Genomic DNA, 12660 nt, shown 5'->3' on the forward strand with positions numbered 1-12660 from the left:
TTTATAATCTGCTCTATTAAGACATAATCAACTTAAAATCAATGAATTAGATAATAAATTCAAGTAAAAACAAGTCTAAAAAAAATAGTACAATTTTTTTTTAAAAAACACATCCGTTTACCTTTCCTCCTCTTTCTTCACGACTTTTCTAGCCACTTCTATTTTAAATTTCTTGCCTTTCATTTTCTCGTCTTTGATATTATGAAGCAAGTCTTTTACCTTACTAAATTTTACCGCTGCAAACGAAATAAAGTCTTTGACTTCTATCAAACCTAAATCTCCCTTTTCGAGTTTTCCTTTCTGAGAAAAGAAACCTACAATATCAATTTTGTTCAGTTTCGTTTTCTTTCCGCCACTTATATAAATGGTCTGATATTCGGGTGGTTTTGGCAAAGTTGTCGCATTTTCAACTTTCAAAACATCCATTCCGTAGTCGATGTAATCCAATTCTTTTTCACTTTCGTGAATGATAATATAGGCAGTACCAGAGGCCTGCATACGCGCTGTACGACCATTACGATGTGTAAACTCGTCTTCTTTTAATGGTAAATGATAATGAATAACGTGTTTCATTTCTGGAATATCCAAACCACGTGCAGCCAAATCGGTTGTAATAAGGTAACTCACACTGCCGTTTCTAAACTGAATCAAAGCACGCTCACGCTCGTCCTGATCCATCCCGCCATGATAATAAGTGGCATAGATACCCTTTTCGTTCAAGGTATCGCTGATGCGCTCTGCGGCATCACGGTGATTACAGAAAATAATAGCCGATTGCGATTTCAGCGAGCAAATTAAGTTGAAGAGACTTCCTAATTTATCTTTGGAGGGCGACACAATCATCTTCATCGAAAGATTAGACTTTTCTTCTTCCTCGGGAATAAAATCTAACACCGTTGGATTGATCACGCGAGTATATTTCGGAATCTCGATATCGGATGTAGCCGAAACCAAAACACGCTTGTTTAGTTTTGATAATTTGCCAATAATATATGACATCTGCTCATGAAAACCCAATTGCAACGATTTGTCAAATTCATCCAAAATCAAAGTCTGAATTTTATCGGTACGAAAAGTTTCTCTGTCAATATGATCCGCAATTCTACCCGGAGTTCCAATCAAAACGGCTGGCGGATTGCTCAGATTCTTGATTTCGGTATCTATAGAGTGACCTCCGTAACAAATATTGACTTTATAATCGGTACCCATTTTTTTCCAGACCTGCTCGATTTGCAAACCTAATTCGCGTGAAGGCACCAAAATCAAACATTGTACCGAGAGAATTTCGGGTTGTAATAGTTCTAAAATAGGCAACAAAAAAGCCAATGTTTTTCCTGATCCTGTCGGAGAAAGTAATAAAACATTGTTATCGTTCAAAATAGCGTCTTGCGCTACTTCCTGCATTTCGTTTAGGCGCTCAATTCCTAAATTCGAAAGTATGTTATTGGAATGGTGTTTTTTATTCATTTTGCAAAAGTAGTTAAAAAAAGTTGTTTGAGGTTTTTCTTGTTTCAGGTTTCAGGTTTATTAACCGCAAAGACACAAGGAATAGCACAAAGTTCATCAACTTGAAACCTGAAACTTCAAACAAATAAAACTAAAACCTTTATATTTGATTTCTATTAAAACCAAAATCATGAAACTTTTTACATTGCCCTTTTTGCTTTTCACCATTGCAATTTTCGCTCAAAACACTAAAAAATACGATACTTTTTTCGAAAAAGGAAACGGAAACCAAGCTGCTTCGTATCCTGAAACTATTGCCTATTACAAACTTTTAGCAACTGATTTTGCCACTATAAAGATGGTCGAAATGGGACTGACAGACTCTGGAGAACCTTTGCACATGATCATTTATAATCCTGAGAAAGAATTTGATTTTGAGAAAATTCAAAAGAATAAAGCCGTACTTTTTATCAATAACGGAATTCATGCCGGTGAGCCCGATGGCATCGATGCCACAATGCAACTGTACCGAGATTTAGCTATCGGAAAAATAAAAAGTCCAAAAAATACGGTACTTGTTTGCATACCGGTCTATAATATTGGAGGCGCTTTGAATCGAAACTCGACTACAAGAGCCAATCAGGACGGGCCAGAAATTTACGGTTTTAGAGGCAACGCCAGAAACTATGACCTGAATCGTGATTTGATAAAATCGGACACTCGAAATACCAAGAGTTTTGTCGAAATCTTTCAGAAAATAAATGCCGATGTTTTTATCGATAATCACGTGAGCAATGGTGCCGATTATCAATACAAACTCACCTATATCATGACGCAGCACAACAAATTAGGAACCGTTTTGGGCGATTTTATGAATGCCGAAATGATGCCTGCTTTGGTAAAAGATTTACAAAACAAAAAGATAGAAACAACGCCTTATGTCGACTCTTTTAGAGACACTCCGGACAAAGGATTTGGGCAGTTTGTCGATAGCCCGAGGTATACTACGGGTTACACATCACTGTTTAATACCATTGGGTTTGTGGTAGAAACACACATGCTAAAAAAATATGCCGAGCGTGTAAAAGTAACCTACGAGTACATGAAAACGACTCTCGATTTTACCGATGCAAATTATCAAAAAATCAAAACGCTTCGTGTACAAAACCTGCAACAATACCAGCCCAAAAAAACCTATACTTTGCAGTGGGCATTAGACAGTACAAAAGCCACTACTTTTTCGTTTTTAGGGTATGAAGCGGGCTACAAAAAGAGCGAGGCCACGGCAGGAAACCGATTGTATTATGACCGTAGCAAACCGTACAAAAAGGACGTTCCGTACATCAAAGAATTCAAGTCGGTTAAGGAAGTTGTGATTCCGAGTGCGTATGTGATTCCGAGAGGCTATTGGAACATTATTGACCTGCTAAAAAACAATGGAATTACGTATCAGCAGTTTCAAAATGATACGATTATTGAAGTTGAAAGTTATAAAATGGCGAGTTTCAAAACGGTTCCAAATGCCTATGAAGGACATTATTTGCACTACAATACTGCAGTAAATTCTACCCTTATAAAAATGACTTTTGCCAAAGGCGATTATCTAATACCAACCCAACAAAAAGGTGTAAAATATCTTGTAGAAGCTTTTGAACCCGAAGGTGTTGATTCTTTTTTTAATTGGAATTTCTTCGACCCTATTTTGCAACAAAAAGAGCATTATTCTAACTATATTTTTGAAGATACTGCAGCGCAACTTCTAAAAGACAACCCCGCTCTGAAAGCTGAATTGGAAACCAAAAAACAAACCGACACCGAATTTGCAAAAAGCCCCGAAGCCCAGCTAGAATGGATTTACAAACATTCTGTTTATTATGAAAAGGCACATTTGCAATATCCTGTTTATCGTATTTTGTGATTTTTTTTTTGTGAAATGTGAAATGTGAGAGGTGAAATGTTTTTGTGTGTGAAAAGTGGGAAGTAAAATGTTTTTTGCATGTGAAATGTGGGAAGTGAAATGTTTTGTGTGTGAAAAGTGGGAAGTGAAATGTGAAATTTTAGACTTTTTAGTGGTCGTTTGCCGTTGTTTGGTGCATCGTTGGGGTTCTGAGCCCCGTGGATGGGGTTACGAGTCCCATCTTTGACGTTCCGAACCTCATTTTTGGGGTTCTGAACCCCAAATTTGACATCTGGTAACGTATAATTTGACGTCTGGAACGTCATTTTTGACGTCCGGAACGTCATTTTTGGGGTTCGGAACCCCAAATTTGACGTCTGCTAACGTATAATTTGACGTCAGGAACGTCATTTTTGACGTCTGGAACGTCATTTTTGGGGTTCGGAACCCCAACGGAGGAGCTCAGAACCCCAAATGAGGGGTTTTAAACTCCTCGACAGCTCTAAAATCATGCATAAGTTGATGGTTTAAAGCAAAATTATCTTTTTAAGGTATTATATTTGAGAGATTTAAACTCCCAGCCATTCCGAGCGTCACGCTCTTGAACACAATCTAGATCAACTATATCTAAAATTTAAAATAGGCACAGCAGGATGCTCGCACTAGCGCAGGAAAGACCTGAAACAAAGAAAACATGAAACAAATAGCTACAAAGTGAAGCTCCGCGTGAGGGATAGTAGCAAGCTACCGAAGTAGCGCGAATAGCCCGACAGCATCCCGATAAGAGGGCGTATATGCGCAACGTACTTTAGCCCTCTTATCGGGATGGTGGCACGCCCTGTAAAGTAGAGACTCAGTTTCTCAGCAACTTAGCGACTTAGAAGCTTTATTCTTTAATAGAGACTTTCTTTTCTTCCTCAAATAATAATTTGATGTTTTCGTATGAGTTTTTTAGGGCTTCTTTGATTTGCTCGGGGTTGAGCCAGGCTACTTTTTCGATGCCTTCATCGAGTTGTCCTTGCGGTGTTCCTTCGAAATCGGAATGCATTTCGAACCAATGTGTGATTTTGAGTTTGTATTTTCCGTTGCGTTTAAAAACGTGATATGTTTTTTGAAGTTTGCCTGTGATTCTGAGTTTTCCGACCCCGGTTTCTTCTTCTACTTCGCGCATTGCGGTGTCTTCGATCTCCTCGCCTTTCTCGATTCCGCCTTTTGGCAGATCCCACTTACCATTTCTGAAGATAAATAAAACTTCGCCTTTCTTGTTAAAAACCAGTCCACCACCGGCTTTATTAACAGGAATTTTAGTCTTCAAAGTTTTCATTATTTCCTTTTCGTCAGGATGGTATAAATATGCCGATTGTATTTTATTTTGAAATATCTTTACGATAAGTTGTTCGATATCAATACTTTCTAACAAGAATATTTGAAAATTAGTCTCCTTAGAGATTTCATTTGTCAAAAAAAGTGGTTTGTCGTTCACAAAAACTTTATACATTTGTACTATGATTTTTAATAAAGATACCGCCGAAAAAACAGCAGAATTGCTTTTGCAAATAAATGCAATTAAATTGAATCCAGAAAATCCTTTTACATGGGCTTCTGGCTGGAAGTCGCCTATTTATTGTGATAATAGGTTAATTCTTTCATTTCCGCCCATCCGAAACTACATTCGTGATGAATTTGCGAAAAATATAGAAAAACAATTTGGCAAACCCGATGTGATAGCCGGTGTCGCTACTGGTGCCATTGGAATCGGTATTTTGGTGGCCGAAAGCCTCGGATTACCGTTTGTGTATGTACGTCCCGAACCTAAAAAACACGGCCGACAAAACCAAGTAGAAGGCTTTTTGCAAAAAGGCCAGAATGTGGTGGTGGTAGAAGACTTGATTAGTACCGGAAACAGCAGCTTGATGGCTGTAGAAGCCTTGCGCAACGAGGGTGCAAACATTAAGGGAATGGCAGCGATTTTTACGTACGGTTTTGGTGTTGCAGAGGAGAACTTTAAAAACGCTAATATCGATTTGTATACGTTGAGCAACTACGAGAATCTACTGGATTTGGCAGTTCAAAAGCAATATATTACCGAGGACGATCAGGCAGCTTTGCAGGAATGGAGCAAAACGCCATCTACTTGGGGACAAGAGTAAAGAGTAAAGAGTAAAGAGTAAAGATTTTCTGAAAAATCGCTTCGATCTTTATTGGAATTTAAAAATTGTTTCGACAAAGCTTTGCGAACTTTGCGTTTGATATTCGCAATCATAATAAAAAAACCATGCGCACTTTGCGTTAAAAATAAATAATACTATATGAACCTAGAGAGTCCAAAAGTTACTGTTCAGAAATCAGCACAAGAATTGTTTGATTTATTGAGTGATGTTAAGAATTTTGAAAAATTGATGCCGGATAATATTGCTAAATTTGAAGTGATTGGCGAAGATGCTTTTATTTTTGGACTGAAAGGAATGCCAGAAATAAAACTGAAAATGAAAGAAAAAACGGCTCCAAACAAAATTGTTTTGGGAGCTGCAAGTGATAAACTACCTTTTACTTTGGTTTCGAATATAGAAAGTGAGTCTGATACTTCTAGTACTGTAAAACTGGATTTTGAAGGAGATTTTAATCCGATGATGGCCATGATGATCAAAGGGCCGATTGGTAAATTTATTGAAACTTTGGCCAATAACATGACCAAATTGTAAATCGACAGAAAATAAAAATATAAGAGCCTGATGTTGATCATCAGGCTTTTTTTGTGCTATTTTGAAACAACATTCTAATACATCTTACAAAGCCAAAAACTTAGCAACTTAATAACTCAGTGGCTCAGAACCTCCCTAATAAAGCATCTGAACTTCTTTAATATCAAACTCAGATATAGAGTCGTCTTCGAGTAAAATCTGAACTTTTCCTGAGGAAGAAACGCCCTGAATGATTCCCATAAAATTTTGATTTTCGAGATTTTTAAAAGCCATTGGAACTCCTTTTCGAAACAAAGCATCAAAATACTCGCTCCAAAACAGTGTGGAATGAGTGGGCCACAGAGTGATTTTTTCTTTTATTTTTTCGACAATCAAATTAGGAAAGATTTCCTTATCGAATTGCGTTTTGGCAATCAAAGCCAATGAGGAAGCATTAGGCAGATTTTCGAAATTGGTTTGGTTAACATTAAGCCCTAATCCGACTACTGACACGATTCTGCCATCACTTTTGAGCGTATTTTCTATCAGTATGCCACCCACTTTCTTATTGTATGACATAATGTCGTTAGGCCATTTTATGCTTATATCAGGAATATTCAACGATTTTAATACCTCAGTTACCGACAATGCGACTACGACTGTGAGGTCGAAAACCTGCTGATTATCAAATACAAAATCCTTTACCAAGACACTCATAATTAAGTTTTTACCCGACTCAGATTGCCACTTTGCCCCCATTTGCCCTTTGCCTTTGCTCTGAGTTTCAGCTGTTACTACGGTAAAATTATCAGGTTCATCGTGGCTTGCTAGTGCTTTCAGGAAATCATTTGTAGAATCTATGGCATCGAGTTTGATTAGTTTCATTCAAGTAATTTAAATAACTTAATTTAATATTTTGTTAAGGTTCAAAAATAATAACAAAATTTGGTAACTTTACAAATTCATATAAATAATTCATGGCGAAAAAGACTATAAACAATGATGTTCTATTGGCGAACATAATCAAAGGAATTGAAGAAGTAAAAGGAAATGACATTGATATTCTTGACTTACGAGAAATAGACACAGCAGTTTGTGACTATTTTGTTATTTGCAACGGTAGCTCAAACACTCAGGTGAATGCTATTGTAAACTCAATTCAAAAAACAGTATCCAAAGATCTTAAAGACAAACCTTGGCATGTAGAAGGCACCGATAACGCAGAATGGGTATTGATGGATTATGTACACATTGTGGTACACGTTTTCCAGAAACACATTCGCGAATACTATAATATCGAGAGTCTTTGGGGTGACGCTAAAATAACTACAATCGAAAACAAATATTAAAGAAATTTTCTTCTAATGGCTAAAGATAATAATCCGAATCAGAATAAATTTAAAATAAGTCCTTGGTTAATTTATACCGCAATACTTTTGGTTTTCTTGGTTATCAGTTTTACAACTGGAGGATCAAACTTAAGCGAACCAATACAATTATCACCTCCTAACTTCAATAATCTTTTGCAAAAAGGAGAAATTGAAAAGGTAATAATTTATAACAAGTCAGAAACAGAAGTGTTTCTAACGGATGCGGCTCTTAAAAACCCAGCTAACAAAAAAGTAGCTGAAGATATGTTTAAAAGACCGAACAAAGGACCGCATTATGTTGTAAAAATTGGTGATATTCAGAATTTTGAAAAAACCTTACAACTTGCTTATGCCCAGAAAAAGATAAAAAATTATTCTTTTCAGGAAAAAAACAACTGGAGCGATATTTTAATCAGCTTACTTCCTATCATCATTATTATTGGTGTTTGGATTTTTATTATGCGTAAAATGTCTGGCGGTGCCGGTGGCGGTGGCGGACAAATTTTTAACATCGGAAAATCGAAAGCTAAGTTATTTGACGAAAAGACAGATATTAAAACTACGTTTAAAGATGTTGCCGGTTTAGAAGGTGCAAAAGAGGAAATTCAGGAAATTGTAGAATTCCTTAAAAACCCTGAAAAATACACCAATCTTGGAGGTAAAATTCCAAAAGGAGCCTTACTTGTAGGACCTCCGGGAACCGGAAAAACGTTATTGGCAAAAGCTGTAGCAGGCGAAGCTCAAGTACCTTTCTTCTCATTGTCGGGATCTGATTTTGTTGAGATGTTTGTGGGTGTTGGTGCATCAAGAGTACGTGATTTATTCAAGCAAGCCAAAGAAAAATCACCGGCTATCATTTTTATTGACGAAATTGATGCTGTAGGTAGAGCCAGAGGAAAAAGCAATATGTCGGGCGGAAACGATGAAAGAGAAAATACTTTGAACCAATTATTGACAGAAATGGATGGTTTTGGTACGAACTCAAACGTAATTGTTTTGGCTGCAACCAACAGAGCCGATGTTTTAGACAAAGCTTTAATGCGTGCGGGTCGTTTTGACAGACAAATTTTTGTTGACTTACCAGACATTCGCGAAAGAGCAGAAATCTTTGCCGTGCATTTAGCTCCTATCAAAAAAGTAGAAGGTCTTGATTTAGACTTCTTAGCCAAGCAAACTCCAGGTTTCTCAGGTGCAGATATTGCAAATGTTTGTAACGAAGCTGCTTTAATTGCTGCGCGTTACAACAAAACTGCTGTAGACAAGCAAGATTTTCTTGACGCAGTAGACAGAATTATTGGCGGTCTTGAAAAGAAAAACAAAATTATCACACCAGAAGAAAAAAGAGCTATTGCTATTCACGAAGCCGGACATGCAACTGTAAGCTGGATGTTAGAACATGCTGCACCACTTATTAAAGTAACTATTGTACCTCGCGGACAAAGTTTAGGAGCAGCTTGGTATCTTCCTGAAGAACGTCAAATTGTGAGAACAGATCAAATGTTGGACGAAATGTGCGCTACAATGGGTGGAAGAGCTGCTGAAAAAGTAACTTTTGACAGAATTTCTACAGGAGCTTTAAGTGATTTAGAAAAAGTAACGCGTCAGGCTCGTGCCATGGTAACAATTTATGGTCTGAATGACAAAATAGGAAATGTTACGTATTACGATTCTACAGGACAAAGCGAATACAATTTTTCTAAACCCTATTCTGATGAAACAGCAAAAGTAATTGACAAAGAAATCTCAGATTTGATTGAAGGTCAATACCAAAGAGCTATTAACATTCTTGAAGAAAATAAAGACAAGCTGAATCAACTTGCTGATATTTTAATTGAAAAAGAAGTAATCTTTAAGGACGACTTAGAAACAATTTTTGGAAAACGTACTTTTGATAAAAATCTTGAAGAAGTAGTTTCCTAAGCTTTAACAAAATATCTAATAATTATTAAAATCTTAATTCAAAACAGGCTTTTGAATTAAGATTTTTTTATCTTTGAACGATTTCAAATTAATATATAAAGTATTTCAGCTATAATGAGTTTTTTCAAAAAATTATTTGGTTCGAGCAATGCCTCTTCCGAAGAAGAAAATGTAAGTGAATATGCGGGTTCTATTTCGGATAGCCATTTATCTATAGATGAGCGCTTCATTTTTAATTTTAAAAAAAATGGAGGCAAATTTTTATATTGTGAAAACAAACAAGAAGTTGCTGAACAATTTGAAAATATTTTAGAAGAAAATGATTGGTTTGAAAATGAAGTGTTATGTTATGAACCAGCGCTTTTTAATTTATTAGACGAAAACAAGTTACTTTATACTGCTCCTGTAAAACCTAAATTTTTATTGGCTACTTGCGAAAATTTAATTGCAGACGAAGGATCTATTTTATTTTCTTCAAAACAAATTAAACAAAACAAGCCAAATGAGTTACCCGCAAACATTGTAATTATTGCGACCACGAGTCAGATTCTTTCTGTAAAAAGCGATGGCTTAAGTGCTATCAAAAGAAAGTATGAGAGAGACTATCCTACTAATATTACCACAATAAAATATTTTGAAAAAGCGAAGGAAGAAGATTTTACACAGTACGGAAGTGTTGCTAAAAACCTTTATTTATTGCTTCTAGAAGATCTTTAAGATGAATGAAACACTTAAAAGAACCATTTCTGGTGCTGTTTATATCGCTTTATTACTAACATCTATTTTGTTTTCTACTGAAAGCTTTATTATCCTTTTTGGTATTTTTCTAATTATTGCAACTTATGAATTTTGCAATTTGGCAAAAATCAACAAAGTTTTTGCACTTACCTTTGTTTACCTTATTTATACATCGATTGTTTTGGTCAGTTTTTATAAAACCGAGACCGAAAATTACTTTAATAAACTTCTAAAAAAAGAAGTTGAGATTACAGTTGATACTGATTTATTATTTATTATCCTTCTAGCGATAACGCTCTTAGTTTCTATCAAATGTATTTTCTTTTTATTTGATGAGAGCCAGAGCATTAGTAAATTATCCAAATACATTTACTTAATAGGATACATTACGTTGCCTTTTATTTTTATCACTAAAATTTCATTTGGAATTAAAAATTACAATCCTAAAATCATAATTGGTCTATTTGTACTTATTTGGACCAATGACACTTTTGCTTATTTGGTAGGAAAGTCAATAGGAAAACACAAATTATTTGAACGTATTTCACCTAAAAAAACCATCGAAGGTTTTTTTGGTGGCGTTATTTTTGCAGCACTTGCCGGTTTTTTAATTTCAAAATTTTACATCAGGCCTAATCCAGAATTTAGAAATATGTCTATTTTGATCTGGACAATTATCGCTCTTATAGTTAGTGTTTTCGGCACTATTGGTGATTTGGTCGAATCAAAATTCAAACGAGTTGCGGGTGTAAAAGACAGCGGATCGATCATGCCAGGACACGGAGGTGTTCTAGATAGACTAGATAGTGTTATATTTGTAGCACCAATTATATATTTATTTTACCAAATCTTATATTATGTTTCATAAAGAAGGAGCCCCATCCATTTTATTAGGCACAGTTTTTACTGTTGCAGTACTATTACTTGCTGACAAATTTATTGATATCAATTGGCTAAGAATGCTGATTCAGTTAGCTGCTTTGGTAATTTTGATTATCATTTTGCAATTCTTCAGAAATCCAAAAAGAATCGCAATAAGAAACAGTGATCATATTCTTGCTCCTGTAGACGGAAAAGTGGTCGTAATTGAAGAAGTATACGAAGGAGAGTTTTTTAAAGATAAACGTTTGCAAGTTTCAATTTTTATGTCACCAATCAATGTGCACGTTACGCGTTATGCCATAGACGGTATCATAAAATTTAGTAAATACCACCCGGGAAAATTCCTAGTTGCCTGGCATCCTAAAGCAAGTGAAGAAAACGAAAGAACAACTGTTGTAATAGAAAACGAAACCTTTGGTCAAATTTTGTACCGCCAAATTGCTGGTGCATTGGCCCGAAGAATTGTCAATTATGCACAAGAAGGAATGCAGGTTATTCAGGGAACAGACGCAGGTTTTATAAAATTTGGATCAAGAGTAGATTTATTTTTACCTTTAGGTACTCCAATCAATGTCGTTTTGAACCAAAAAGCCATTGGAGGAAAAACCATTATTGCCACAAAAGCTTAAATGACAGCCAAAAATTTAGATATTCGTTTTACAGAAGCCGTTGAGAAAGCGTTGCAGATGACACAATCTTCGTTGCCACAAGATGTGCAATTAAGACTTTATGCATATTATAAACAAGCCACTTTTGGTACTGCAATTTATAATCACTCTGAAAATTTTGACTTGCGAAATGCCTTTAAAACAAATGCATGGATGCAGATTAGTCATCTTTCTATAGATGAGGCTAAAGAAAAGTATATCGAAATCATCAATTCGTTAACATAAAAATAATTAATCATGAAGAATAAATTTTTTATTACACTTTCAATTTTAGCTTCATCCACTCTATTATTTTCCTGTAATGATAAACAATTAACCGAAGTTGTTGAAGTACCCTTGCCTACCAAGGAAGAAAAAATCACGATAGGCAAACCAGATGATGTAAAAGCAGATCCGGGTTCTTTTGAAATCACCAAACTTCCATTTGCGTATGATGGTCTAGCTCCTCAAATACGCTCGCTTACTTTAGAAACGCATTATTCTAAACATTATTTAACCTATACCAATAATCTTAACAAAGAAATAGCGAGCACTGAATTTGAAAATTCATCTATTGAAGACATACTAAAAAATTTAGATTTGAATAACGCAAAGTTGCGTCAGAATGCGGGAGGATATTACAATCATACTTTGTATTTTAATATTCTAACACCAAAAGAACAAACGCCAAAAGATACGCTTGCAAGCTCGATTAATATAGAATTTGGTTCTTTTGATAATCTAACAAAGCAATTTAAAAATGAAGCAAACAAACAATTTGGTTCAGGTTGGGTTTGGTTGGTCGTAGATAAAGCTGGTAAATTACAGGTTACTACCACCGAAAATCAGGACAATCCACTCATGAAAAATGCCCTGATCAAAGGAACACCAATTTTAGGAATTGATTTATGGGAACACGCTTACTATCTGGATTATCAAAATAGGAAAAAAAGTTATATCGATGCTTTTTACAAATTAATCAATTGGGAAAAAGTCAACGAAAATTATAAAACTGCTTTATCGAAAGTTAAAAAAGTCTAAACCAAAAAAAGCTGAAACATCACATTTGTTTCAGCTTT

13 protein-coding genes are annotated in these 12660 nt (G+C 35.5%); 10 read left to right on the top strand and 3 right to left on the bottom strand.

All coding sequences use genetic code 11. The features are described 5' to 3' along the window. Nucleotides 1-117: 117 nt before the first annotated feature. Entirely contained in the window at nucleotides 118-1467 is a 1350-nt protein-coding gene (locus tag LNP22_RS15520; RefSeq protein WP_229974276.1) for a DEAD/DEAH box helicase, read from the bottom strand. A 169-nt stretch (nucleotides 1468-1636) separates the two neighbouring features. Between LNP22_RS15520 and LNP22_RS15525 the strand changes: the two genes are divergently transcribed. After that, the gene (locus LNP22_RS15525; RefSeq protein ID WP_229974277.1) at nucleotides 1637-3364 is read left to right on the top strand and encodes a M14 family metallopeptidase; all 1728 of its coding nucleotides are present in this window, start codon (nucleotides 1637-1639) and stop codon (nucleotides 3362-3364) included. 865 nt (nucleotides 3365-4229) lie between these two features. Here the strand turns inward: LNP22_RS15525 and LNP22_RS15530 are convergent. After that, the gene (locus LNP22_RS15530) at nucleotides 4230-4841 is read right to left on the bottom strand and encodes an NUDIX hydrolase (RefSeq protein ID WP_210667946.1); all 612 of its coding nucleotides are present in this window, start codon (nucleotides 4839-4841) and stop codon (nucleotides 4230-4232) included. Nucleotides 4842-4848: 7 nt separating this feature from the next. Between LNP22_RS15530 and pyrE the strand changes: the two genes are divergently transcribed. Next, nucleotides 4849-5493 carry an orotate phosphoribosyltransferase gene (gene pyrE, locus LNP22_RS15535; protein ID WP_210667948.1) on the top strand — a complete coding sequence of 215 codons (645 nt, stop codon included), beginning with the start codon at nucleotides 4849-4851 and terminating at the stop codon, nucleotides 5491-5493. A 159-nt stretch (nucleotides 5494-5652) separates the two neighbouring features. Beyond that, nucleotides 5653-6045: an SRPBCC family protein gene (locus tag LNP22_RS15540; RefSeq protein ID WP_229974278.1), complete on the top strand. Its 393-nt coding sequence runs from the start codon at nucleotides 5653-5655 to the stop codon at nucleotides 6043-6045. 135 nt (nucleotides 6046-6180) lie between these two features. Here LNP22_RS15540 and LNP22_RS15545 read toward each other — a convergent pair whose 3' ends face one another. Continuing rightward, entirely contained in the window at nucleotides 6181-6909 is a 729-nt protein-coding gene (locus LNP22_RS15545) for a biotin--[acetyl-CoA-carboxylase] ligase (protein WP_229974279.1), read from the bottom strand. A 92-nt stretch (nucleotides 6910-7001) separates the two neighbouring features. Between LNP22_RS15545 and rsfS the strand changes: the two genes are divergently transcribed. The 7 genes from rsfS (at nucleotide 7002) to LNP22_RS15580 (ending at nucleotide 12622) form a co-directional block, all read left to right on the top strand. Further along, nucleotides 7002-7373: a ribosome silencing factor gene (rsfS, locus tag LNP22_RS15550; RefSeq protein ID WP_007809313.1), complete on the top strand. Its 372-nt coding sequence runs from the start codon at nucleotides 7002-7004 to the stop codon at nucleotides 7371-7373. 15 nt (nucleotides 7374-7388) lie between these two features. Further along, nucleotides 7389-9314, top strand: a complete 1926-nt coding sequence (gene ftsH / locus LNP22_RS15555) for an ATP-dependent zinc metalloprotease FtsH (RefSeq protein WP_210667953.1) — start codon at nucleotides 7389-7391, stop codon at nucleotides 9312-9314. A 114-nt stretch (nucleotides 9315-9428) separates the two neighbouring features. Continuing rightward, nucleotides 9429-10031, top strand: a complete 603-nt coding sequence (locus LNP22_RS15560; protein WP_229974280.1) for a lactate utilization protein — start codon at nucleotides 9429-9431, stop codon at nucleotides 10029-10031. A gap of 1 nt (nucleotide 10032) precedes the next feature. Next, nucleotides 10033-10920: a phosphatidate cytidylyltransferase gene (locus tag LNP22_RS15565; protein ID WP_229974281.1), complete on the top strand. Its 888-nt coding sequence runs from the start codon at nucleotides 10033-10035 to the stop codon at nucleotides 10918-10920. After that, nucleotides 10910-11563 carry a phosphatidylserine decarboxylase family protein gene (locus LNP22_RS15570; protein ID WP_229974282.1) on the top strand — a complete coding sequence of 218 codons (654 nt, stop codon included), beginning with the start codon at nucleotides 10910-10912 and terminating at the stop codon, nucleotides 11561-11563. The genes LNP22_RS15565 and LNP22_RS15570 overlap by 11 nt, the downstream gene beginning before the upstream one ends. Then, nucleotides 11564-11827, top strand: coding sequence for an acyl-CoA-binding protein (locus tag LNP22_RS15575; protein WP_229974283.1), 264 nt, complete (start codon nucleotides 11564-11566; stop codon nucleotides 11825-11827). 12 nt (nucleotides 11828-11839) lie between these two features. Beyond that, the gene (locus LNP22_RS15580; protein ID WP_229974284.1) at nucleotides 11840-12622 is read left to right on the top strand and encodes a superoxide dismutase; all 783 of its coding nucleotides are present in this window, start codon (nucleotides 11840-11842) and stop codon (nucleotides 12620-12622) included. Nucleotides 12623-12660: the final 38 nt, after the last annotated feature.

The organism is Flavobacterium flavipigmentatum (assembly GCF_020911905.1).
In the GTDB taxonomy this organism is placed as follows: Bacteria; Bacteroidota; Bacteroidia; order Flavobacteriales; family Flavobacteriaceae; genus Flavobacterium; species Flavobacterium flavipigmentatum.